Source organism: Frateuria edaphi (genome assembly GCF_021117405.1).
Classification (GTDB): Bacteria; Pseudomonadota; Gammaproteobacteria; order Xanthomonadales; family Rhodanobacteraceae; genus Frateuria_A; species Frateuria_A edaphi.
This window is the reverse complement of the sequence record NZ_CP088251.1, coordinates 1,667,468-1,690,120: the sequence shown is the minus strand read 5'-3', so window position 1 is coordinate 1,690,120 and position 22,653 is coordinate 1,667,468. Positions and strand designations below refer to the sequence as shown.

The window sequence follows — 22,653 nt, the reverse complement described above, 5'->3', positions numbered from 1 at the left end:
TCGATCTCCTAATTGGCGTGGATGACGCCGGCGTCGCTGCCGGCGGGCACGCACTCCTGCAGGCGTGCCGCCGCATTTGCTTCCCGCTGCGGTTCGAACAGATCGTGGTAGACGCCCATCGCCGAGCCGTCGGACGCGCCGCGCCCGATCTCGTCGCAGCACGTATCGGCCAGGCGCAGGTAGTTCGGCGAGGGGTAGCGCGTGCTGCGGAACCGGGGGAGCACGCGCAGCACCTCGCGCTCGCGTTGCGACACCCCGGCCGCCGCCCAGGCCAGGTCCGGCTGGCAATGGAAGCGCTGCGGCGTACGCGATCCGCGCGGAACGAAGCAGAAGCGCACGCAACCAGCCTGTCGGCGCAACACGCGCAGCGGACTGGCGAAGATCGAGTCCTCGGCGAGTGCGAGGCCGTGCGCCTGCACCTCGCCGATCACCGTGCAGCGCAGGAAGCTCGCCTCGACGTAGGCCACCGCCTCGTCCGGTGCGCCCAGGGCGACGCGCTCCGGACCAGTGGCATCGAGGATGCTGTCGCACAACTGCACGGCCGGCGTCTCGCCGCGATGCACGGGACTCGTCACCGCGATGGCGCCAAGGATGCTGTGCTCGACGCGCAGCGAGGCGCGCGTGCCATCCAGCGTGATGCTTGGCTCGCCCGGGCGCTTGGGGTCGCAGTCGCAATGCAGCGCCCAGCCCGGTACCAGCGTGCAGTGGCGGATCAACAGCTCGCACAGGTCCTCGTGTCCGGATCGCTCCTCGTCTTCCTCGGGCCCATGCACCTCGATGCCGCGGCCGACGATCAGCAGGCCGTCCAGCACCAGGCGGCTGCCGGCGCCGCCGCCGACGGAAAGCGCATCCGGCTGGCTGGCGCGCACGTCGAGCAGACGCAGCACCGGTCGCGTGCGCTCGGCGGCGCGCAGCTGGATCGCCTCGCCCGCGTCGAGCTGCAGGTCGAGGCGGCCCTCGTAGACGCCGCTCTCGGCCAGCTCGATGACCAGCGCGCGCAGGCCGGGCGTGGCGGTCCGCGCCTGTTTCCACGCATCGAGTGCGGCGGCGATGCTGGCGAAATGGCCGGGCGGCCAGACGACCGTGGCCGGGTCGCGGGCGGGCAAGGCGACATGCACGATGTAGCGCGTCGCGCCATCCGGTTCGGGCGTCACCCGCGCGTACTCGCCGCCGCCCAGGTTGGCCGCAAAGCCGTATTGATAGGACACCCACACCCCACGCTTGGGACGGTGGCCGGCGGGGAACATCATCCGGCCGCGCTCGGGATCGACCGCCACGCGACCGCGCGGGATCGGGTAGCGCCAGCCTGACAGATCGGCCGGGATCAGCGTCTCGCGCGGCACCGGCACGCCCTGCCCTTTCGCCGGCCAGTCGGGCGCGAAAATCTGCACGCTGCGACCGTCGCCGTAGAGCGCGTCGGAGACCTCGTCCCACCGCGCCGATGGACCGCGCTCGGCGAACCGGTAGCGACGCAGCGGTACCGGCAGGTTGTCTTCCTCGGCGATATGCGTCGGCACGGGCTCGGCCACGGGGCGCTGGAACAGCGGCGTGTCGTTGCCCAGCACGCTGAAGCTGAAACAATGCGGTCCGCGCTCTTCCACGCAATAGGCCGGCGTGGTGGTGACGGGGTAGCTGCGCAGGCGGAAGGTGAACACGCCGACGTTGGGAATGTGGTGGCGGCCGCGTCGGCGCGGACTGGCCAGGCGGCGCAGATCGGGACTGTGCGCGCAGGTGTCGAAGGCGCCCTGCTCCCAGCCAAGCAACTGCAAGGCACCCGGGCTGCGCAGATCGGCGGTGCCGCCGCGCGAGGGGTGAGGGTGATCCAGGTGCTGCATCCGGCCGAGCAATCGCTGGAATTCGACCGCGCGCGCAGGCCAGCCGGCGGCGTTGCGCAGCAAGTCCTCCAGCAGCGACAGCGTGCCCTTGCGCCGGCGCGCGTCGATCGTGCCGGCCACGTCGGCGCGCGGCGCCAGCACCCGGCCCAGGGTCCCGGCGCACGTCGTGCCCTGCGGGTCCAGCGTCGCCGCTTCGGGCAACAGCGCGTAGCCCAGCAGGTCGCCGATGTACGGCACGACCCAGTCATCGCAGGTCTCGATGAACCAGTTGTCGTAGAGCCGGGCGATGTCCTGTTCCAGCACGTCCGCCTGGGCGCCGAGCACGCGCAGCAGGTCACGCAGCGGATAGCCCGCGTCCGCGTCGCGCATGCGATAGATGGCGGGCAGCAGGTCGTAAAGCCGGTCCGGTGCGCTCATGGCGTGGCCTCCTGCAGCAGCAACGTGTCCGGCACGGCGGGCAGGAAGCAGGCAAGTTGTGCCGGCAAGGCCAGCCCATCGGCGCCGTAGCGCGCAGGCAAGGCCTGGATGCGTTGCATCAGCCGCGGCGCGTCGGGCGCTGATTTGTCTTCGTCCTGTTCGAACGCCGCTTCGAGCGCGGCGGCGCTCAGGCTGTCGAAGGCATCCACGTCGATCCAGGCGACGCCGGGAATGGCCTGCAGGCACCCCACCACTTCGCTCAGGTACGCATCCTGGGCGAGCGCGCGCCGTTCGAAGCCGAAGCGGTCGAGCAACGCGCCACGCAGTCGCGGCTCCACGTCCACCCAGGCGTAGTCCTCCACCAGCCCGACCCGCGCGCTCATGGTCAGCGCCAAGCGCTCGCGCACTGCGAGGCTTACCGGCAATGACGGGTCGCCGTAGCGCTGTAACGCCTGCAACAGGTTGCGGTAGAGGTCGGAGGTGGTTTCGACGGGCGCGTCGGCGGCGCCGGCGATGGTCACCAGCACGTGCGCGCCAAGCCGGTTGGCGACCGCCTTCCCCACACCGCCGAACATGCGCGCGAAATCCGCGTAGTCCGGTACCGAGACCAGCCGGTCCAGCGCCCGCACCGCCAGCGGCACGTTGCCGCGCGCCTGGTCGCGCGTCTCCGCGTCGGCACCGCCGGAGGCGTGCAACGGGTTGATGACCTCCTTCACGCCCAGCGGCCGGGTGCCGAGCAGGCTGATCTGTCGCGCTTGCACATTGCCCGGCAGGCCGATGCCGTTGCGATAGCTCGCCACGATGTTCTCGATGCCGGTGGGCAGTCGCGCACCGTGGATGCCGTCGCCGAACAGCACTCGGGTCTTGCCCTCGTCGTCGGTTGCGGTAACGAAACTTCGCGCGCGTGCGTCGGCAAAGGCCAGGTTGTCGATTTCGTGCCACTGAAGCGCGTTGACGCGCACCACCAGCGTGCTCTGCACGCCATCGACGGTAGGCGCGGAGACGTAGGTCAGGGGTGGCTGCTTCAGCGCGAATGCCTGCATCGCCGCCGCTCCATTGCCGCTGCCGAGCACCTCGTTGCGCGTCTCGCCATGGGTGGCACGCACCACGTTGGCGTACACCAGGACGCTGTCGCGGCGATAGCGATAGGCCAGGCCCTGGTTGGCGAACACCAGCGTGCTGTGCACGGTATCGCCAGGGAGCCGGGTGTCCACGCCCTGCTCCACCGCAGTCAGCATCACCGCCTCGGCGGCGCGGACCGCGTCGGTGCCGGGGACATCGGTACGCTGACCTTCGACGAGGATCCAGCGACCCGGCTTGAGCCCGTCCACGGCGGTATCGAGGGTCAGCCGCGTGGCCGTGTCCGCGCTGCTGCGTGGGCCGGCTTCGTCAGCGCCGACCTTGCCAACCGGCTCGTCGATCACCTGCTCCGCCAGCCGCAGCGGCTCGCTCTGCGCATGGACCTGGACGCTGCGCACCGCCGTCATCGATGGTGCCGGCCAGCTGTCCTCGTCGCCGGCGGCGGGATAGAGCGCGATGTCGGTGGTCTTGCCGCTGATGCCGTAATCGCTGCGCGGATGGATCTGCACGCTTCGCGCCTTCGCGACCAGCGGCACCTCGCCCGCGGACTGGATCACCAGGTAGCTGTCGGCCAGAACGCCGTCGTAGGCATTGTCCAGTTGTACGTGCCCGGATTGCTCATGCGCGGCCCAGTCGCCGTCCGGACGGGATATGTAAGGCACGCTGTCCCTGGTGGCATCGTCGGTGTTGAGGCCCAGCCCCATGATGCGCGGCGCGTTGTAGCCGAACAACGGCGCGGCCAGGCGCAGTGCATGGACGCCAGTGAGCGCAGGCGACGGCATGCCGCGCGGCACGCTGGTCCAGGCGCGATAGAAGCTGTCGGCCAGATGCGTGCGAAGGTTGACCAGCAGCTGCGGGCGGGCGTCGCTGGATGGCCCCAGTGCGCCGGCGATCGAGCGGTGCAGGTGGAGGCTGCTTGCCGGCTGTGGCGCGGGCTGCCGCGCCAGCGCTTCGATCAAGGACCTGAAACTTCCGCCGCCCCGCGAAGGTGCCGGTGCATCGTCGCCCTGGGCGTGCGCAAGGTCGTCCCAGAACCGCATGCCGACCGGTTGCAGGGCCGGATCGAGATGCGCCACCGACAGCGGCCCTTCCCGCTTGTGGGCGGTGTACCAGCTCTCCGGCAGGCCCAGCAGGGCCTGGTTGCGGTAGGCGACCAGCTCGTCGCGCAACGCGGTGGCCTGGGTGGCCACGTCGCCCTCGTAGGCGACGCTCTCGATGGTCGCGACGGCGACATGCGCCGCGGCGACGACCGCATGCGCCAGCTTGTCCAGCGGCTGCAGCAGCACGCGGCTGCGCGCGCTGGCCTGTTCCACTTCCAGCGACTGCACCCGCCGGATGGCCGGCACGCCGGCGGGAAGATCGCCGAACAGGAACAGCAGCAGGTCGTTGGGCTTGAGCTGGCTGGCGAGTGTGGCGATCCACAGCTCGGACAGGTCGGCAACGGTTTCGAGCGAGATCTCTTGCGGCCGCGTCAGACGCGGACACATGGCGTTCCATTCGTAGCGTGATTCCAGCGGCTCGGCGGTCTCGAAGGTCTGCATCTGCTCGCCGGGCGCGGGGATCGACTGCGCGCGGGCGCCAGCCGGGATGGTTACCGGCGGCGAGTCCTTCTCGATGGTGTAGGCAAGGTACACGCTGGCGGCCACGCCAGGACGCAGGCGGTAGTCCACCAGGCGGCCAAGCTCCAGCACCGAGCGCCGTTCGGTGGCCGTGCGCAGGTAGCCCTCGTTGGCGATGCGCTCCTGGTAGAAGCTCAGCACGTCGGCGCCGATCGCCCAGGCGTCCAGCAACGCCAGCGCCGGATCGTCCGGCTCGCGGGTACGCAGTCTGGCCAACGCCGGCCGCGCGCCGTCGCTCAGGTCCATCTGCATGGTGGCGTGGAAGTCGGCCCAGCTGCCCACGCGATAGGCGAGGCTGGCGAGGCCGGGACGGTTGTAGAGGGAACGCGGCGTGCGGGTGCCGGCGCCGCAACCGCAGGCGCAGGCATGCGAACCGCAGGCACTGCAGCAACTCATCGGCCACCTCCAAGAGTGAAGACGAGGGTTCCGCGGTCCGGATGGTCGGGGTCGTTGTCCAGCTGGGCGATCTCGCGGCCGCCCAGGTGAAGCACGCCATCGGCGGGCACCTCGCCCGACCGTCCACCCTGCATGCGCGCCAGCGTCCGGAGCTCCACGTGCGCCACGCCGGTGATCGCCTGCGCTTCGGCCATCAGCACGCTGGCGAAAACCGGTGCTCCCAGTTGCAATCGGTCGGGATGGAAAAAGCCGGGCGCACCATCGCGGCGCAAGCCCGCACCGAAGCGGTCGGCAAGTTCCGCCTTGACGTGCGCGACGAGGAAATCCGGCAGCACGCAGACGAACAGCTCTACGCGAAGCGGCACGTAACAGGCCGCGCGAACGGCCAGGTCGTGGCCGATGCGCCGATAGCGCTCGAGTTCGCCGGCGATGCGCGCGCCCAGTCCATCGGGCAGGCTCTCGCGGCCTCGCGGGTCGACCACCACATCGGCTTCGTACCAGCTGCCATTCCAGTCCAGGCTGGCTGCGGCGCCCTGCAGTTCCGGCGCGCGCCGGGCGAACATCGCGTAGTCGTCGGCGACGATGGCCCGCAACGGGTTGGCGCGGAACGCGCCAGGTGCATACAGCTTCACCTCGGCCAGGCTTTCCGCTGCCATGCCGCCGCTGGCCGGCAGCGGGTTGCGCGGATGCAGGTCGGCCGGCGCCTCGTCCGACTTGAACGCGAGCCACACGATGCTGTCCCGGCCAACATTGCCTGCCGGCCCGTTGCCCACGCGCACGGCGGCGCGGAAGAACTCGCCCGCCTGCGGCTGGCGCCCCAGCACGCCATCGCCGAAGCGCAGGTGCGCGGCGCCGTCGTCGTCGATCTCGACCACGAAATGACGATCGTCCGGGCCGCTTTGCAGCAGGTCGTGCCGAGCTTCCCAGCGCCACTGCGCCGGAGGAGTGCCACCCACCAGCACGCCGGCCAGCGTGCCGCCATGGACGCGCAGCTGCGGCAGCGCCGACCGTGGGTCGCGCTCGAACAGGCGACGGACAGGCGCCTGCGGAGGCAAGGGTTCGGCCCACGTCAGCGGCGCGCCAGGCACCACGTGGCCGGTGTCGGCCGGCACGCGTGTGGTGTCCTGCACTGCCCCTTCGCAACGGCAGCACGCGTACTGCGCAGTGCCGGGAACCAGCCAGCAATCCTCGACCAGCGCCTGGCAGCGTTGGCAGGCATCGGGCATGGCGGCCAGTTCGCCGGCCAGTCCGGGATAGTCGCCGTCGTTGGCGGAGGGTGCGCACAAAGGATCGCAACGGCATTGCCCGGCCACGTGTTCGCCGTGGTCGACCAGCAGCACGTTGCCACGCGCGAGACTGACATCGTGCAGCCATGCGCAGTCGGGCGCCGGCTTGCGTACCGACAGGCACAGGTCGAACGGCAGCGCGTCGCAGGCGTCCCAGGCAACCTCCAGCAGCAGGCGGCCATCCAGCGGATCGACGCCGGGCTGCACCTGGGTCAGGCGCACCGCGTGCCGGTGCGTGGGATCGGCGTCGGCCGGGTTGCCGGTCCCCGGTCCCAGCACCTCCTCGAAGATCAGAAAGTCACCGACGACGAGCTTGAGTGCGCGTTGCGGCTGCCCGGATGCAGCGGCAACGGCGTGGCGCGGGTCGGGCGGCGGGGCGTGGGCGGCGGAGTCCGGTCGCGCATCGGACGGCCGTCCATCGGACGACCGCGCATCGGCGCCGCGCCCGGATGCATCGGGTGACGACGCCTCGGAACCGGACTCGGGCTTCGCATCGAGTGGTGCATCGACCAGTGTGGCGCGGATGCTGCCCCGCGGCAGGCAGCACAGTTCGTCTCCCCACGTATGCAGGCGGATCGCGCTGTGCGCCGCGACCACGAGCTGCGTGGCCGCACCGTCGCGGGGCATGGATTCGAACACCAGCGCGCCTTGCCCGCGAGCCGTCTCCAGCTGCCGCGCGTCGATCGCGCCGGGTGCGACGTTGCCCTGCCCCGGCGGTGGCACCAGCAGGAGCAGCTGATCCAGTTGCAGCTCGACTTCGCCTTCGGCCAGCCCCAGCGTCACCAGTGCGCGCGCGTTGCAGCCCTCGTGCATGCGGTAATCGACCAGTCGCGCATGCCGCCGCACCGAGATGCGCCGGCGCGCCGTGGCGAGGTAGGCCTCGGTAGCGACGGCGTCCTGGTAGTAGCTCAGATAGTCGGCGGTGTAGGCAAGCACCTCGACCAGCGCGATGCCGATGTCCGGCACGTGGCTTTCCTGCCAGGCCGGCATGTCCAGCGCCATGCGATCGAGGAACAACTGCCGGAAGCTGGCGTAGTCCTTGGCCAGGTAGTTGATCTCGGGCACGGGCATCGGCGGCTGCACGCACGGCGTGGGCGTGGCGCAATCGAGGTCTTTCGCGCAATCGAGCCTGAAGCGGAGCGAGGCGCACGCATACCGCGGGTCGAAGCCGCGGTACGCGCGCCAGTCCGACGGGTCGCTGCCGGAGGATGCCTCGACCAGGCACAGGCAATACACGGTGTGGTCGCCTTCGCGGTCCAGCCGCACGCGCAGGCAGGCATCGTCGTGCATGTCCGGCTCGTGCTCTTCCTGCACGCTCAGCACGCGCAGGCCGGTGATGCGATCGCCACCACTGACCCGCACGTTGGCCACCCCGATGTCGCCGGGGATATCGCCGAACAGATGCACGCAGAGGGTGACGCCATCCTCGCCCGCTTCGATGTAGTCGATGCCGTTCAACGTGCCTGACAGGCGCAGCCGTTCGCGCCGCGCGGGAACGCTGCAGGACGGCGGCAGCGTGCAACCGATGCGGGCGGACGGGAGCGTGTTCATGGCAGGCTCCGCTCGAAACTGTCGCTGCGCGCCGCGCCGCTGGCGCGAACGGTGTAGCTGAGCTCCACGCGCAAGGTGGCGTCGTCGGTGCTCACCTGCAGCGTGCCGACGTCGATGACATCGCCCAGCCAGCGCTGCAGCGCCGCCTGCACCGTGAACTGCAACGCGGCAGCCAGCTCCGGGCTGTTCGGTGCGAACACCAGTTGCAGCAGGCCGCTGCCGAAGTCCGGGCGGTTCACGCGCTCACCCGGGCTGGTGAAAAGCAGTTGCTCGATCATGTCGCGCACATGCTCGTCGTCGCCTGTTTCCGCGCTCCGGCCACGGTTGTCGAACTGGAACGGATAGTCGATGTTCATGACTTCGCCTCACATCGCGGTGGCGCGCATCTGGCTGGCGACGACGAGCAACGGCGTGCCGGTGGGCACGCAGATCGCCTGGCTATCGAACAACAGCAACGGCTGCCCGTTGGAGGTGACCCGGGTGGCCGCGGTGACGAACTGCGCGCTCACGCAGGGTCCGTTCGCACCCGGTGGTGGCGGCAGCGCGCAGCCGACGATCAACCACGGCGCGGCGATCGTCACCGTCGGCTGGCCGCTGACCATCACGCGCGGGTTCGGCGTCGTCGGCTGCGCCTGCCCGGCGTGCGAACAGAGCACGCTGGCGCCGACATGGAGGACGAAGCCGGGCATCGTGCATCTCCCTACGTCACGACCAGCGCGCCGTTGTTGATGGTCACCGTCGGCCCGGCGAGCACGATGGTTGCGCCCTTGCCGTTGGAGATGGTGATGCCGATGTCGTTGACCAGGATCATCGCCCCGGTCGTGCTCTTGAGCAGGATGCCGCCGGTGGGTCCGGGCACGTCGCTGATCACCAGTGCGTTCTGCAGTCCGCTCTGCAGCACGATGCTCGGGCTGGCCGGGTTGCCGGCCAGCGCCAGCGCCGGCACTTCGGCGGCGAGCCCCCAGAAGCCGCCGGTCCAGACGGGGTAATCCGGATCGCCCTGCTCGAACTCGATCCACACCCCGGCGCCGATCTGCGGCACCACCCAGCTGCCGCTCTGCTTGCCGGCGATCGGCACGCAGGGCATCGCCCAGCTCGAGGGAAGCAGGCCGGCCACGTCCGGCACCATCGCCTGGATGCGGCCGCGCTGTTCGGGATCCACGTTCTGGAGCACCGTGCCGCGGTATTTGCCGAAGTAGGTTTTCATGCCGGCACCACCGGCAGCGTCGAGAGCAATCCCTTGCGCGACAGGCTGAAGCTCTGCTTGTACTCGCCGCGCTTGATCGTGTGGCGCACCTCGCTGACGTAGTGCAGGCCATCGAACGCGGGGCCGACGCCGCGCACCCCTACCAGCTGCCGCGACCTGAGCACGCGACCGTAGCGGGTGACATCGAGCGTGCCGGTGCCGGTCACGGTATCGGCGGACCTCGCCGCCTCGGCCATGCCCAGCAGCATCGCCCGCAACGGCGAGTACTTCGCCGTCTCGGCAAGCGGATTGAACTTTTGGGGTGGCGGATCGAGCAGGCCCAGCGGCGGATTGAGCGGGCCGACATCGGGGATCGGCAGCGGCAGCGGCACCTTGGTCTGCTCGTTCTGGATGTAGACCACCGGCAGGCTGCGCGCGTTTCCGTCGTAGGTGAAATTGAGGCTTTCCACGTTGCCGGCCGCGTCCATGTCCCCGTTCAACGCCGGCTGCGGGATGCCGATCTTCACCTTCGGCCCCCAATACGCCACGCTCATGCCGGGTGCCGGGCCGGGGTCCAGGTAGAAAACGTAGCCCACGCGCTGCGCCAGCAGACGCACGTAGTCCAGGTCGTTGCCCTGCTGGGTCGGTATGCGATGGGTCGGGATCGGCACGTCGATCGCCACGCTCGGCACGATCATCGGCACGATGCCCAGGAAGGCGTACTTGGCCAGGATCGCCAGCACGATCGCCTCGGCCGGCATCGCCGGATACGGCATGCCCGGGAGACCGGAGAATTCCAGTTTCTGCATCACCGTGGTCAGGTCATCGCCGGTGACCTGCAGCGTCGCGTGGCGCTGATCGGCGCCCGGCACGATCTGGGTGCGGGTCACCACGCCGTCGATCAGCACCTGTGGCATGCCATTCAAGGTGACTACCAAGATCACCCGCAACAGCGGCACCACACCGCCGCCGCTCAGCAGGAACAGCGTGTGCAGCGGCGAGCGCACGCTCAGGGAAAATTGCAGGGTGAACGCCCCGGCCGCTTCGTCCGGCGCGACCACCTCGACCTGGGTCAGCGCGTCGAGCACGATCTGCGGCACCGGCGCCGGCACCACCGGGCCGACCAGCAACGTCAGGTGCACGCCCTTAAGCATGCGGTACCCCCGGGATGCCTTCGGGCAAGGTGATGCGCAACGCCCGTCCGATCGTGCCGGTCAGGTCTTGCGGACGCAGCGCCCGGTTGGCGTCGCACAGGCGCCAGAACTGTTCCGGATCGCCCAGGTATTGCGCGGCGATGGTGTCCAGCCGCTCGTTCTGCAGTACCCGGTGCCATTGCAGCGTGGCGTAGTTCTCGGGCGCCGGCACGAAGCGCCGCGTGAGGTAGACCACCGGCGTGCCGTCGGCGCGTGTCCAGGTGGCGGTCGGCGTCAACGCGTAGCGGCTGGTGGGCGGGAAGATCGTGTTCATTACGGCACTCCGGCAACCCCCAGTGCGGACAGCGGCTGGCTGGCCGCGGTGCCGGCCAGGCGCTCCTTCTGCTGCAGGTAGTTCATGAACAGGGCGGCCGCCTTGTGGCCGGTGGGCACGTCGTTCACCGACAGCACGCGCAGCCCCAGGCTCACCTTGGCGCGGATCGGGTGCAGCGCCGTGTCGAACGCCTCCTCGGTAATGCTGAACTCGGTGATGCGCACCGGCAGGATGCGCGTGGCGCTCCACACGAACAGCGCCAGCGGTGTTTCCATCGGCACGATCTCCAGCGTGCCAATCCGCGCCAGCGCGTCGTTGGCGTGCAGCTGTGCACTGGTCGGGTAGACCATCGTTTCCAGCGCCGCGAGCTGGGCGAACAGGCCGGACTGGGCCGTGGCGGCGTTCTGGTCCGGCGACTCGAGTTGATCGGTCGCGTCGATTTCCGCTTCCAGCTTCAGCGTTTCCACGGGCGGCCCCTTCAACCGCAGCAGCTCGGAGCGGTCACCACCGTCGGCGCCCACGGGCTGCACCTGCAGCGAGCGGGTGAGCGAGTCGGGGTTGTACTGCAGTGCGATCACGCGCAGCACCGCCGAGCTGTCGGGATCGATCAGCACGATGCCGCCCTTGAGGATGCGCGGTGAGCCGGGGAACCCGCTCATGGGCCACCTCCGTCGGGCCGTGGCGGAGCGCCTGCGTCGCCCTGCCCGCCCGAAGGCGGCTGCCCGCTTCCGCCGCTCGTCGCGGGAGCGAGATCGGACTTGGTCACGTCGATGATGGTGACGTCGTGCCCATCGACTTTGCCCTTGCGGAACTGCCGCCGGATGCTGTGCGTTCCAATCACCACGCCGTCAAAGGCGTACTCCTGCCGGCACACCGATTCACAGGCGTCGATGCCCTTGGGATTGCGCGCGGCATCGTGCAGGAAGCTCAGACTCTGCGACTGCGAGGTATGGATGTCGTAGAAGCGGTTGCGCATTGCCGGCTGCTCCGGCCGCACGCCGCGGCCGCGCATCGCGCTGCCGATCGGGAAATGCGAGTGCCCGTTGCAGGGGCCCGGCTGGGTGAGCGTGTCCGGACAGGTCGAGGAGGTCTGCTGCAACGACTCGACGACCTCCTTGCCGTCCCAGGTCGTACTGTCGGGCAGGACCTGCATGCGCGCGATGATTCCCAGGCCCGAGAGGTAGCCGGCCTGCAGCGCCACCTGGGTGTAGCTGGTGGTGGTGTCGACCCGGGTGCTGGCCGGTCGCACGGTCGGCGTTGGCTGCGTACCGCCATCGGTGCCGGGTCCGGGCGCATCGACCGACTCCATGCCTTCGTCATCGGCGGTGCCGTCCAGGGATTCGTGTGACACGCGCAGCGGCATGCGCGTGAAGTCCTGGGCGAGTGGTGATCGGGGATCGCTCCTCGCCCGCGCGTGCGCCTGCGCGGACTGATGGTCGCCAGCGTAGGGCGCGATGGCACGCGAGCGCTGCAGATTCGCGCGGCACCGCGGGCAGCCGCTGCCATGCGGGCCGCAGCCGCACGATCGCTTCAGGCCGACGATCGGCGCGGGAACGTGCGGCAAGGAAAGCCGGCGTGGCGCCAATGCATTCATGGCACGTGTCCGAAGCCGAGCAACCGGTCCATGCGGCTGAGCACATACGAGAAGCCCTGCACGCGCGGGCTGCGGTTGCCCTCGATGGTGTAGAGCATGCCGTCGCGCACCGAGTGGACCAGTCCGACGTGGCCAAGCCAGCCCCGCAGGTTCACCCGCCACCACACCACGATGTCGCCTGGTTGCGGCGGGTAGCCGCTGCCGGGCGCACGCGCCCAGTCCTGCGCCTTGAATTCCGCGAGCATCGCGCGTGCGCCCGGTACGTAGGCGAACGGCATCGCCGCCGTGTCGCCGCCGGCGGCCTGCAGGAAGCACCAACTCACGAACGAGGCGCACCACGAGTTGCCTTCCGCCACGCCCGCCGGCGCCAGGTATTTGCGGATGAAGGCGCCGCAGTTGTTGCCGCCGGATTCGCAGGCGCCCGACTTCAGTTCGCCGATGGCCGCCGCCAGCGCGGCGCGGCCACGGGCGCTGCCCCCGTCCGCGGGCATGGCCGCGTAGTCGACGGCCGAGGGCGTGTCGATCAGCGGCTTCGGATGCTCGAGGCTCCACTGCGTCAACGGCCCGACCGCGCCATCGACCACCAGCGGCTGGCCGTGCTGGTCGAGGTTCTGCGCCTGGAAGGCGCGCACGGCGCGCCAGGTCGCCGCATCGAAGCTGCCGCTGTCGGCCACCGCGTAGCCGCGCTGCGCGAGCCGCTGTTGCAGCTGGCGAACCGGCGGGCCGTGATCGCCCTTGCGCAGTGCATCGTTCATGGCTGGATTCCCGGCGCTGCGCGGGTGCGAGCCGCGCGATGCACCTTGGGATGGATCCTGATCCCGGGATCGATGCGGCGCACGGCTCCCTTGGCACGGCGTCCCGGGACGAGCGATGCCGCACTGAAGCACTGTCTCTTGTCGGGTAGGCAGGACATCGCGATTACCGTCTATTTGCGCAGCCACGCCTCTTTGGCGAAGTTGGAGTAGGAATCGGCATTGTTGTAGGCGTTGGCAGGTCCCATCGTTGCGCAGGCGCCACCGCCGCCCTGCCAGCAATAGCCCTTGTCGGCCGTGCCGTCGTAGAGATGGCTGGATTCGTGAATGATGGTTTCGGCGATATCGATGTCCGGATGAGTGAACACCGCTTCGCAAAGGTGGATGTGCAGGGCGAACAGGCTGTTCCTGGTGTATCCCTGCGTGACGACGTCCCCGTCCTTGCAGAAGTGGCCGTAGAACCAGGACCCCTTGCGCTCGCATTCGACCGTGAGGTCCGAGGACAGGCCCATCAGCGTGGCCAGGAGGCCATCGTGGACGTGCTCGAAGGTGGTCTTGCTGTCGTCCCCGAAGTACGCGCGCAGCAGCGACTTGATCTCCGGGTCGCTCTGGTCGCGAAGGCGGAACAGCGCCACCTGCAGCATGTCCTTGGCGATGGGCTGTGCTTGCGCGACGGCCTTCTTCTGCGCGTCGCTGCAATCGACCACGTCCGGGTCGATCGGCTTTGGCACCGGCCGCTTGCCCTGGATGGGATCTTCCTCCTCGAACTGCACCTCTCGGCTGACCGGCGTGATCAGGGCGGCACGGTTCCATTGCCGGGCGACCGCGTTGCCGTTGTCGGTCATGCAGTCGTTGAGCGCCGCGCCCGAGGTAGCGGTGATGCCCGGTGCAAGGCTGGCCGGCAGGAACGCACGCACGGCATCGGCGCGCTGCTTGCGCAAGCCGGTGTTGAGCGGCTCGTCGCCGTGGCAATCCGAAAGGCCGATGATTTCCCACTGACTCTTGGGCTCGGAAATCGCCTTGACCAGCGTAGGCCATAGAGGATGGCGCTTGAGGTCGCTCTTGACCGTGGTCTTGTCGATATCGAAGTTCGCCACCAGGAAGCCCGCCTCGGGCGCGGTGACGTATTCGAGGATCATCGGCTGGGCGCGCGTGGTGCGGTCCTCGTCCGGATCCCGTTTCGGACAGTCCTCGGTGGACAGCCGGGCGCGCGTGCAGGGAACGAAACGCTGCAGCGCCACGCCGGTCTGCGCCTGCTGGACGGTATGGGCGAGCTCGTGGGCCAGCAGCAACCGTCCATCCCGGGTGTCGGGCGCATAGGCCTGGCTGTCGAAGGCGATGTGATTGCCGACCGTGTAGGCGCGAGCATGCAGTTCCCGGGCCGATGCCGCCGCCGCCTCGTCGGTGTGGATGCGCACCCCGGAAAAGTCGAGGCGTGTTGCGCGATCCGGCGATGACATCCCGACGACGCGGCCGGCCACGGCATCGGCCTCGCGCTCGAGCGGATCGTGCGCCGAACCCACCGTGAGCGCCGACGTCGCGTTGGGTGCCGGATGGTTGACGCGTACCTGGCTCAGGTCGTGCCCGAAGCGGGGTTCCATGAATGCGCGCGCCGAGCTGCCGAGAGGTTGTCCGGGCGAGCCGATGATGTCGTGCACGCTCGCGGGCGCGTCGCGCCCGCCGTCCTGACTGGAGGTTTTGCGCTGAGCAAGCTGGCGCTTCCTGCTGCACTCGGGGCACGCCCCGCCGCCTGGACGGTGGGCACCGCATGCGCACTTGCGCTGCAGGGTCATGCCACTGCGCGTCGAGGGACTTCCGGCGGCTGGTTTGAAAGCCGTTTTCATGGCCGCCGTCCTCCGGCATCGCCAGGGCCGGCCGGCACAAGCGACTGATGGACGGCGTCGGCGATGCGCCGGCCCAGGCGATCACCCGGATGCGACGGCGGCGGCAGCGCGATCGGTTGCCGCGAGGCCGCGTTGCCAAGGCCGAGCAACGCCTGCGCAGTGTCCGGATCGGCCAGCCGTCGGGACAGCTCCTGCGTGATCGCCTCGCTCACGGCGGCCGGGCGCTCGCCAGCCACGAGTGACTCGTCCAGTACCAGCCGCTCGATGTGCAACCGGATGTTCATGGCCGGCCTCCGGCGCTTTCCAGCCAGCGGAAGTCGGCTTCGTTGACCGGCTTGTCCAGCTTGCGGAATTCGGCGCGGGCGGCTTCCAGCACGATCGGCATGGTGATCTGGACACCGGCGCTGGCGGCCATGAATGCCGCGTTCAAGGCAATGCCCTGGATGCTGCCGCCGGTGAGCGCGAGCCGCGCCAGGCGTGCGACGTCCAGCGTCGAGGTGGCGGCCTGCGCCGGGAACACCGAAGCCCAGATCGCCTCGCGCTCGGCCATGCCGGGGAACGGGAAATTGACCACGAAGCGGATGCGGCGGAGGAAGGCGCTGTCCAGCGCGCCTTTCATGTTGGTGGCCAGGATGGCCAGGCCGCGGAAGGATTCGAGCCGCTGCAGCAGATAGTTCACTTCGATGTTGGCGTAGCGGTCGTGGCTGTCCTTGACCTCGCTGCGGCGGCCGAACAGGGCGTCGGCCTCATCGAAGAACAGGATCGAACCGCCCTCCTCTGCCGCGTCGAAAAGCTTGCGCAGGTTCTTTTCGGTCTCGCCGATGTACTTGCTGACCACCGCCGACAGGTCGATGCGATAGAGCGAGAGCCCGAGTTCCTGCGCTATCACCTCGGCCGCCATGGTCTTGCCTGTTCCGCTCTCACCGGTGAACAGCGCGCTGATCGACAGGCCGCGGTTCATGCGCTCGCGGAAGCCCCAGTCGTCGTAGACGGTGCTGCGCAGGGCGACCTGGTCGGCGATCTGGCGCAGCAGGGCACGCTCGTTGCCGGGCAGTTTCAGGTCGTCCCAGCCGGCCTTCGGTTCGATCCGCTGCGCAAGCTGGTCCAGCGCCGGCCGCGTGCGCGACAGCGCGCCGTGCCACAGCGCGTGGGCCATCGCGCCCGGGCCGCTCTCCACCGTGGTGCGGGCGGCATGCGCGACCTGTTCGATCTTGCCGGGACCGAAGTCGAAATGGCCGGCCAGATGCTGCGGGAGATCGCCGGCTGCCTCGCCCAGGGTCTGCTGCCAGAGCGTGCGTTGCTCGACCGCCGTGGGTTTGGCGACGTCCACGCTGAGCAGGTTGGCGGTGGCCGGCCATGGCTCGCGGGTGTCGATGAAGACCAGCCCGCCCAGGCGCCCGAGCGCGCGCTGGATCTGCGTGGTCGATGCATCGCCTCGCCCGGTGTCGGCTGCGTCGACGTAGAGCGCAAGGGGCAGCAGTTGGCTTTCGCGCTGCCAGAGCCGGATCAGCGTCTCCTGTTCGGCAATGGCCGCCGGCAGCAGATCGGCGGGCAAGCGATACGCCTGCGCGCCGAATGCGGCGGCGATGGTCTGGGCGATGGCCTGCTTGCTGGCGCTGTCGCTGCCCAACAGTTGCACCGCGGGCAATGGCGCGCCCGTCGGGGGCTTTCGCAGTTCGTCGACGACGCCCTCGACCACGGCCTGCTGTGACGGCGGTAGCGGCCAGGACACCAGGGCGGTGAGCAACGGCGTCAGGCGGTCGTCCAGGTAATTCATGCCCTTGACGAAGTTGACCACGCGCTCGTCGGCGCTTAGTGCGGCGCCGATCAGTGGCTGCGGGCCGGGCTGGTGGATGTCGATCAGGCGCCAATAGCGCAGCGGCCGCTCCGGCGAGAGCGCATCCCAGCTCGGCTGGTCGAGCACCGCGAAGGCCAGCGCGAAGGTCGGCCAGGGTTTGGTCGGATCGCGTTGGGCCTGCGCGCACAACGCGGGCAACCGCGTGTCCAGTTCCATGCCGACGCACAGCAGGAGCAGGTCGCGCTCGAACGGGCTCAGGCCGAGGCGCTGGGCGAGCAGCATCAAGGCCGGCGTATGCGCGCCCTCGGCACCTGGCGTCCTCGCCTGCGGCGCCACGTCGTCCGTGACCGGTGGTTCCGCCGCACCGGCGGACGGCTGGGGTGGCGGCGCGGTCGCCGGCGACCGATGACCGAACATGCGCGACAACCAGGAAGCGTGCTTCGGCGCGACGGGCACGATCGCGGGCATGCGTGCCACCGGTTCGGCGGTGGCAGCCGGCAGCCGCACGGGCGTGTCCGGCGCGGCGCTCGTCGCGACCAGCTCGCCCTGCCGTTCGGCGGCGTGTTGCAGCCGTGCGCGGATATCCGCCAGCGCATCGGCGAGGTACTGGTCGTTGGCGCTCAGCCATTGCGCGTAGTCGCTCATGACACCACCACCTGCTGGCTGGCCGCGAAGGCCGGCACGGCACCGCTGAAATCGACCGGGATGCTGTCGGCGCCGTCCACGCGCAAGCGCACCGTGTAGCGTCCGGTGCCGACCGCGGGCACCTGGAAGGTCAGTGCGGTCGGCTGGTGCAGGTCGGCCGGATTGCTGATGGCCTGCGGCGCGACGGCGCGATCGCCGAACAGCAACAGCACGCGCTGGCCGTCGCGGATGCGCGGCAGGCAGGTCAGCGTCAGCGCGAGGTCGCCCGCGGGCGCGGCGAGCGGGCTGACCGTGATGATCGGCGCCAGCACCAGCGGCAGCTCGTTGCTGAGCAGTGCGGGCAGTCCGGTCGGTTGCACGAGCAGCGCGACCGTGTAGATGCCCGGAGCCCAGCGCGCCGCGGCATCGGCATCGTTGGCCAGTGGCACGCGCAAGCTTCCGGCGGCCTCGCCCGCGAGCGGTGCGACATCGACCGGCGCATCCAGCCGCAGGCTGCTGAAGCGGGCGGTCGCATGGTCGGTGGTGAGCTGGCGGCCGCCCAGCACGATGGCCTCGCCCAGCCGCGCCGCCACCTGCGGGCGCGGGTAGGCGAGCGTTTCCAGCACGGGCGCGGCCGAAGCGATCGCGGTGACGCCCTGGTCCTGCGGCCCACGCTTGAGCACCGGCAGCGGCGCACGCGCCGTGGCGTGGCTGTCGATCAGCACCACGGTGGCCTCGTACGCCGACGACACGCGATAGTTGGTCTGGAAGGCGGTCCATAGCTTGGACAGCTCCTCGATGCTCTGCGGGAGCGGCGTGATGCGCACGCGCTCGACCTGGTCGGCCAGGTCGTTGTCAGGCAGCGCATTGCGGATGTCGTTGCCGTCCAGCACGGGGCGGTCGTGCAACGTGCTCATGGCGGCGGCAAGCACCCGATGGCTGGTCGCATCATTGTCGTTCTCGCCCCGGCCCCAGGCAGTGAGCAGGTAATGCAGGGTCAGCGGCAGCGCCGGCGGCGCGCTTTCGCCGGGACGCACCTGCCCGGGCATGTCGAGGTTGCGCCACGCGGCGTTGTGGACCACCTGGTAAAGGAACAGGTTGAGCTGCGCCTTGCTGATGCCCTTGCGCGCCGTGTCCGGTGGCTGCAGCGTGACTTCCAGGTCGCCGAGGTCCGCGTCCAGCATCGGCATCTGCGCCAGCAGCAGGTTGCGCAGCGTGCGGGTGGTCGCGGCGATGGCCAGCACGCTGCTCATGGCGAGGCCTTGCCGCGCTGGCGCAGGTAGTCGTCGAGGCTGCCCGGTCGCGGCTCGTCGCGGCGAGGCCGGGATGCGGGCGCAGCGGGCGAGGCGCGTACTTCCAGCCGGCCGATGCTGACGTGGATGACCGGCTCGCTTGCACCGCCGCGCCCGCTGTCAGCCAGCTCCGGGCGCGAACGCGCGGCGTCGAAACGGGAGCCGCGTGGTTGCACCGGCGCTCCGGCACGCGGCGCGGCGAAGACCGGCGATGTGGGCGGAAGCAAGCTGCCTCGCCGCGGCTGCGGTCGCGGTGGGGCAATGGGGTCGACGGAAACGGCGTGCGCTTCGCGAGCGCGTGCCTGCGGCGGCGCTGCGGGAGCATTCCGGTGTGGCGTGGGTTCCTTCGGCTGCTCCTCGGCCGGGTAAGGGCGTCGCTCAATGACGGCAACGGTTGCCGGCGGTGGTTCGATGGAAGACGGTCGAGGCGACGGTTCCAGCGCCGGAGCCCCCACTGCGGGTATGGGCGCGGCCGCGATGGCGCTCCCGGACACCGGATGGGAAGGCGCGGATCTGCGTTCGCGGGCGACCGGGGCGGCCTCGATACCTGCCGGGACCACGTCGCGCCGCCCCGGCTCCCCGTGCATCTGGCCCATGGGCGGCATGACCGCCACGCCCTGCGGCTCGAACAACGACGGCAACCGCGGCAGCAGCAGTCCTTCGCCGCCGAGCGCGCGGGTGGCCAGCCGGTCGAGGAAGTCGGTCATGGCTGGCACAACTCCAGATACGCCTGTCGGCGGCGCGGGCTCAACGCCAGGATGTCGGCCTCGGCCCAGTGATAGGCGTGCGCCAGCGTGTCGACGTCGCGCAGCGTGCGCAGCGCCCAGGCATGCAGTTCCTGCCATAGGAAACGGGCGATATCGAACACCGGCTGCCAGCGATGCGCGCACTGCGGGCAGGCCAGCGCGAGCTGCAGATCGGCCTGCGGATCGGCGGCCGCCATGGCCCCCCCGATTTCCGCCTGCAGATCGGCCGGCAAGCCATGCGATTGCCCTCGCCTGCCCTGCACCGCGATGACGCAGCGGTCGAGCAGCATCCGCCGCGCCGCACCGGCATCGCCGCAGGCCTGCAACGCGATCAGGTCGTTGCTGTCGGGCAGCCGGAAGCGCACCCGCAGGCCGTGCGCCGGCGAGAAGTGTTCGAGCACCGCTTCGGGGAGGATCGGCTGGACGGTCAGCAGGTCGTCGCAGCGGAAATTCGCTTCCACCGTGGTCGCGCAGGCCGGGCAGATCGCCACGCCGCAGACCTGCGCACCGAACAGGCGCTCGCGCAGTTCCAGCAACAGCGCATCGCGCCGGCCCAGTGGCAGGTGCGCGAGCGAGTCGTCCGTGCAGTCATCACAACTGACAGCCAGCAATGCCAGGCAGCAGGCGGCCGCGGGCGCATCGCCACCGCGCTCCCAGACGTGCAGCAGTTGCGCGGGCGTGGGCGTGCGCATGATCGCTAGCCGGGCGGCACGGCAAAGCTGGGTTCGGTTGGCTCGACCACGCCGACGTCGCGCTCCCAGCCCTCGTTCTCGAGCTTGATGTGCTGGATCGCCACCGCGTTGGCGTTGGCGTCCAGGTCCGGCAGCGCCTGGTATTCGGACACCCAGCAGCGATAGAGCTTGTAGGCGATGGCGAGCTGGCCGGCCTCGTTGTAGACCTCCAGGATGAGGTTCTTGCGGAAGTCCTTCAGCGACACCTCCGCGCCCAGGCCGGCGCCGAAGTTCCACACCTTGTTCGCCCAGCGCTCGAACTCCAGGTCATGGGTGACGCCACGCTCGATGGTGATCGCCTCGTACTCGCTGCGGCCCGGCGACTTGCGGCTGCTGCTGGGATCGCCGCCCTCGCGGTGCTTGACCACCTCGGTGGTGCGCTTGAGGCCGGAAACCTTGCTGACCCCGGCCACGTAGCGCCCGTCCCACTTCACCCGGAACTTGAAGTTCTTGTACGGATCGAAGCGCTGCGCATTGACGCTGAACTCAGCCATGACTTTCTCCTCAGGTCTGGAGCTGGCCGGCCATCTGCTGCAGCTGGATGACCACGAACTCGGCGGGTTTGAGCGGCGCGAAGCCGACCACGATGTTCACCACGCCCAGGTTGATGTCGTTCTGCGTGGTGGTTTCCTTGTCGCACTTGACGAAGTACGCCTCCTGCGGGGTGCTGCCCTGGAATGCGCCCTGGCGGAACAGGTCCTGCATGAACGCGCCCACGTTGAGGCGGATCTGCGACCACAGCGGCTCATCGTTCGGCTCGAACACCACCCACTGCGTGCCGCGGTACAGGCTCTCCTCGATGAACAGCGCGGTGCGCCGTACCGGGATGTACTTCCATTCCGACCCGCGCTCGTCATTGCCTTGCAAGGTGCGCGCGCCCCACACCACCGTGCCGTACACGGGGAAGTGGCGGATGCAGTTGATCGCCAGCGGGTTGAGCACGCCGTTTTCGTCGTTGGTCAGCGTGGTGCTGACGCCGAGTGCGCCGCTGAGGCTGGCCTCGCTTCCGGCCGGCGCCTTCCATACGCCACGGGTGGCGTCGGTGCGGGCGTAGATCCCCGCCACGAAGCCGCAGGGCGGGAACGCGCGGGGACGATTCTGCTGCAGCGGGTCGGCGGCGATCACCCAGGGGAAGTAGAACGCCGCGTTGATCGCGTCGGCGGCGGTGATGTCGCCGGGACCGTCTTCGAGCGTATCGAGCGAAGCCGTTTCCGCGCTGTCGGCGATCAGGAAGGCGCGCCGGTCACGACAGAATTTCTGCAGGCTGGCGATCGTGCCGGGGTTGGTCTGTCCGGGCACGCAGAGCAGGTTGAACAGGTCGATGCGGTCGAGGTTGTACAGGCCTCCCGTGCCCGACACCGGCAACAACGCGGTCTCGAAAGGCGCCTTGTTCGGTTCAAGAACGGCGCCGTCACCGCCCCCGCCAAGCTTGGCCGTATCGGGAATGTTGCCGGGTGCGCCGGGGAAGGTGTCCGCCGGCGGCGTGGCGGGGGTGCCCTGGAGCGCGGCGGTGACGTAGCTGGACTGGCTGGCCAGCACGCTGACGACGTAGCGCGCGTCGGCAGGGTCCATGGACAGGTTGTCGAACGACTCCATCACCTTGCCTGCCGGATCGACTTTCCAGTTGACGACCGTCAGCCGGAACCGGGTCGCATCGAAGGTGGACTTCTTGATGACGATCGCGCAGTCGTTGGCCCACTGGCCGGGATTGCTGGCAGTCACCACCAGTTTCCCGTCGAGCGTGACCGTAGCCAGGTCGGCCTCGCCATCGGCCAGCCGCACGATATAGGCGCGTTGCCCGCCGTTGGCGAAGAACTGGTTCACGGCGTGGCCCAGCACGCTGCGGCTGTCGAGGCCGCCGTACTTGCGCGCGAAATCCGCGAATCCCAGCACCAGCCCGGCCCGGTCCACCGGGCCGAAGGGTGCCCAGCCGGCGAAGGCCGCGATCGAGGTCGCCACGCCGGCGATGGTATGCACGCCGCTGGAGATCTCTTCGATATAGACGCCCGGATAAGTGAGGGTGGAAGGCATGTCTGTATTCCTCGATCGTGGCGGTCAGTGCAAAGGCGGTTCGGCGCCCCGGCGCAGTCCGTAAAGAACGGCGCCCCCAGGCAATCGGTCGCATCGCAGTTGCCCCCGTGCGACCAGGTCATCCAGCACGCGCCCGATACGCGCACGCGACGTTTCGTAGCGCTGCCGCGGCAACCACCACAGCACGATGCCGTCCAGCGTGTCCGCCGCTTCGGGGTGTTGGTGCAGGTACGCAAGCACCGCCGACTCGACCTCGCGTCGGCTTGCCTCGTCATCAGATAGCCGATCGGTCACGCGGCACCTCCGCGCCTGCGCAGGAACGAGGCAACACCCATGCCATCGCCGGCGTTGGAAAACACCCGCGCGGTGCGGTTTCGGGGAGGGCTACGGAGGATGCCGGGGCA

The 22,653-nt window shown here is 69.6% G+C and carries 20 protein-coding genes; all 20 read right to left on the bottom strand.

The window, feature by feature from the left end; genetic code table 11:
• Nucleotides 1-8: 8 nt before the first annotated feature.
• The 20 genes from LQ772_RS08055 to LQ772_RS07960 all read right to left on the bottom strand — a co-directional run bounded on the left by LQ772_RS08055 (nt 9) and on the right by LQ772_RS07960 (nt 22,543).
• Complete coding sequence (locus LQ772_RS08055; protein ID WP_231325603.1) at nt 9-2,252, bottom strand: hypothetical protein; 2,244 nt, start codon at nt 2,250-2,252, stop codon at nt 9-11.
• On the bottom strand, nt 2,249-5,347 hold the full coding sequence (locus LQ772_RS08050) for a putative baseplate assembly protein (RefSeq protein ID WP_231325602.1): 3,099 nt from the start codon (nt 5,345-5,347) through the stop codon (nt 2,249-2,251). The genes LQ772_RS08055 and LQ772_RS08050 overlap by 4 nt, the downstream gene beginning before the upstream one ends.
• On the bottom strand, nt 5,344-8,184 hold the full coding sequence (locus tag LQ772_RS08045; protein ID WP_231325600.1) for a putative baseplate assembly protein: 2,841 nt from the start codon (nt 8,182-8,184) through the stop codon (nt 5,344-5,346). Before LQ772_RS08045 ends, LQ772_RS08050 begins: the two co-directional genes overlap by 4 nt.
• The gene (locus LQ772_RS08040) at nt 8,181-8,540 is read right to left on the bottom strand and encodes a GPW/gp25 family protein (RefSeq protein WP_231325598.1); all 360 of its coding nucleotides are present in this window, start codon (nt 8,538-8,540) and stop codon (nt 8,181-8,183) included. The genes LQ772_RS08045 and LQ772_RS08040 overlap by 4 nt, the downstream gene beginning before the upstream one ends.
• Before the next feature lie 9 nt (nt 8,541-8,549).
• Complete coding sequence (locus tag LQ772_RS08035) at nt 8,550-8,873, bottom strand: hypothetical protein (protein ID WP_231325596.1); 324 nt, start codon at nt 8,871-8,873, stop codon at nt 8,550-8,552.
• An 11-nt stretch (nt 8,874-8,884) separates the two neighbouring features.
• Nucleotides 8,885-9,391, bottom strand: a complete 507-nt coding sequence (locus LQ772_RS08030; RefSeq protein WP_231325594.1) for a phage baseplate assembly protein V — start codon at nt 9,389-9,391, stop codon at nt 8,885-8,887.
• Entirely contained in the window at nt 9,388-10,524 is a 1,137-nt protein-coding gene (locus tag LQ772_RS08025; protein WP_231325592.1) for a hypothetical protein, read from the bottom strand. The genes LQ772_RS08030 and LQ772_RS08025 overlap by 4 nt, the downstream gene beginning before the upstream one ends.
• On the bottom strand, nt 10,517-10,837 hold the full coding sequence (locus LQ772_RS08020; protein WP_231325590.1) for a LysM domain-containing protein: 321 nt from the start codon (nt 10,835-10,837) through the stop codon (nt 10,517-10,519). Before LQ772_RS08020 ends, LQ772_RS08025 begins: the two co-directional genes overlap by 8 nt.
• Nucleotides 10,837-11,496, bottom strand: a complete 660-nt coding sequence (locus LQ772_RS08015; protein WP_231325588.1) for a hypothetical protein — start codon at nt 11,494-11,496, stop codon at nt 10,837-10,839. The genes LQ772_RS08020 and LQ772_RS08015 overlap by 1 nt, the downstream gene beginning before the upstream one ends.
• Nucleotides 11,493-12,188: a hypothetical protein gene (locus LQ772_RS08010; protein WP_231325586.1), complete on the bottom strand. Its 696-nt coding sequence runs from the start codon at nt 12,186-12,188 to the stop codon at nt 11,493-11,495. Before LQ772_RS08010 ends, LQ772_RS08015 begins: the two co-directional genes overlap by 4 nt.
• A gap of 239 nt (nt 12,189-12,427) precedes the next feature.
• Nucleotides 12,428-13,186: a CHAP domain-containing protein gene (locus LQ772_RS08005; RefSeq protein ID WP_231325584.1), complete on the bottom strand. Its 759-nt coding sequence runs from the start codon at nt 13,184-13,186 to the stop codon at nt 12,428-12,430.
• A 170-nt stretch (nt 13,187-13,356) separates the two neighbouring features.
• Nucleotides 13,357-14,784 carry an eCIS core domain-containing protein gene (locus LQ772_RS08000; RefSeq protein WP_231325583.1) on the bottom strand — a complete coding sequence of 476 codons (1,428 nt, stop codon included), beginning with the start codon at nt 14,782-14,784 and terminating at the stop codon, nt 13,357-13,359.
• A 239-nt stretch (nt 14,785-15,023) separates the two neighbouring features.
• On the bottom strand, nt 15,024-15,311 hold the full coding sequence (locus LQ772_RS07995) for a hypothetical protein (protein ID WP_231325581.1): 288 nt from the start codon (nt 15,309-15,311) through the stop codon (nt 15,024-15,026).
• Nucleotides 15,308-17,470 carry an ATP-binding protein gene (locus LQ772_RS07990; protein ID WP_231325579.1) on the bottom strand — a complete coding sequence of 721 codons (2,163 nt, stop codon included), beginning with the start codon at nt 17,468-17,470 and terminating at the stop codon, nt 15,308-15,310. Before LQ772_RS07990 ends, LQ772_RS07995 begins: the two co-directional genes overlap by 4 nt.
• Nucleotides 17,467-18,702, bottom strand: a complete 1,236-nt coding sequence (locus tag LQ772_RS07985; RefSeq protein ID WP_231325577.1) for a Pvc16 family protein — start codon at nt 18,700-18,702, stop codon at nt 17,467-17,469. The genes LQ772_RS07990 and LQ772_RS07985 overlap by 4 nt, the downstream gene beginning before the upstream one ends.
• Nucleotides 18,699-19,448, bottom strand: coding sequence for a hypothetical protein (locus tag LQ772_RS07980; protein WP_231325575.1), 750 nt, complete (start codon nt 19,446-19,448; stop codon nt 18,699-18,701). The genes LQ772_RS07985 and LQ772_RS07980 overlap by 4 nt, the downstream gene beginning before the upstream one ends.
• Nucleotides 19,445-20,179: a T4 family baseplate hub assembly chaperone gene (locus tag LQ772_RS07975; protein ID WP_231325573.1), complete on the bottom strand. Its 735-nt coding sequence runs from the start codon at nt 20,177-20,179 to the stop codon at nt 19,445-19,447. Before LQ772_RS07975 ends, LQ772_RS07980 begins: the two co-directional genes overlap by 4 nt.
• 5 nt (nt 20,180-20,184) lie before the next feature.
• Nucleotides 20,185-20,712 (bottom strand): phage tail protein, encoded by a 528-nt coding sequence (locus LQ772_RS07970; protein WP_231325572.1) that lies wholly within the window; start codon nt 20,710-20,712, stop codon nt 20,185-20,187.
• Between the two features lie 10 nt (nt 20,713-20,722).
• Nucleotides 20,723-22,249: a phage tail sheath family protein gene (locus LQ772_RS07965; protein ID WP_231325570.1), complete on the bottom strand. Its 1,527-nt coding sequence runs from the start codon at nt 22,247-22,249 to the stop codon at nt 20,723-20,725.
• A 24-nt stretch (nt 22,250-22,273) separates the two neighbouring features.
• Nucleotides 22,274-22,543, bottom strand: a complete 270-nt coding sequence (locus tag LQ772_RS07960) for a hypothetical protein (protein WP_231325568.1) — start codon at nt 22,541-22,543, stop codon at nt 22,274-22,276.
• Between the last annotated feature and the right edge of the window lie 110 nt (nt 22,544-22,653).

Bases quoted from the DNA above. Each gene is read 5' to 3' on its own strand.
- LQ772_RS08055 (WP_231325603.1), bottom strand. From the start codon at position 2,252: ATGAGCGCACCGGACCGGCTTTACGACCTGCTGCCCGCCATCTATCGC.
- LQ772_RS08050 (WP_231325602.1), bottom strand. From the start codon at position 5,347: ATGAGTTGCTGCAGTGCCTGCGGTTCGCATGCCTGCGCCTGCGGTTGC.
- LQ772_RS08045 (WP_231325600.1), bottom strand. From the start codon at position 8,184: ATGAACACGCTCCCGTCCGCCCGCATCGGTTGCACGCTGCCGCCGTCC.
- LQ772_RS08040 (WP_231325598.1), bottom strand. From the start codon at position 8,540: ATGAACATCGACTATCCGTTCCAGTTCGACAACCGTGGCCGGAGCGCG.
- LQ772_RS08035 (WP_231325596.1), bottom strand. From the start codon at position 8,873: ATGCCCGGCTTCGTCCTCCATGTCGGCGCCAGCGTGCTCTGTTCGCAC.
- LQ772_RS08030 (WP_231325594.1), bottom strand. From the start codon at position 9,391: ATGAAAACCTACTTCGGCAAATACCGCGGCACGGTGCTCCAGAACGTG.
- LQ772_RS08025 (WP_231325592.1), bottom strand. From the start codon at position 10,524: ATGCTTAAGGGCGTGCACCTGACGTTGCTGGTCGGCCCGGTGGTGCCG.
- LQ772_RS08020 (WP_231325590.1), bottom strand. From the start codon at position 10,837: ATGAACACGATCTTCCCGCCCACCAGCCGCTACGCGTTGACGCCGACC.
- LQ772_RS08015 (WP_231325588.1), bottom strand. From the start codon at position 11,496: ATGAGCGGGTTCCCCGGCTCACCGCGCATCCTCAAGGGCGGCATCGTG.
- LQ772_RS08005 (WP_231325584.1), bottom strand. From the start codon at position 13,186: ATGAACGATGCACTGCGCAAGGGCGATCACGGCCCGCCGGTTCGCCAG.
- LQ772_RS08000 (WP_231325583.1), bottom strand. From the start codon at position 14,784: ATGGAACCCCGCTTCGGGCACGACCTGAGCCAGGTACGCGTCAACCAT.
- LQ772_RS07995 (WP_231325581.1), bottom strand. From the start codon at position 15,311: ATGAACATCCGGTTGCACATCGAGCGGCTGGTACTGGACGAGTCACTC.
- LQ772_RS07990 (WP_231325579.1), bottom strand. From the start codon at position 17,470: ATGAGCGACTACGCGCAATGGCTGAGCGCCAACGACCAGTACCTCGCC.
- LQ772_RS07985 (WP_231325577.1), bottom strand. From the start codon at position 18,702: ATGAGCAGCGTGCTGGCCATCGCCGCGACCACCCGCACGCTGCGCAAC.
- LQ772_RS07980 (WP_231325575.1), bottom strand. From the start codon at position 19,448: ATGACCGACTTCCTCGACCGGCTGGCCACCCGCGCGCTCGGCGGCGAA.
- LQ772_RS07975 (WP_231325573.1), bottom strand. From the start codon at position 20,179: ATGCGCACGCCCACGCCCGCGCAACTGCTGCACGTCTGGGAGCGCGGT.
- LQ772_RS07970 (WP_231325572.1), bottom strand. From the start codon at position 20,712: ATGGCTGAGTTCAGCGTCAATGCGCAGCGCTTCGATCCGTACAAGAAC.
- LQ772_RS07965 (WP_231325570.1), bottom strand. From the start codon at position 22,249: ATGCCTTCCACCCTCACTTATCCGGGCGTCTATATCGAAGAGATCTCC.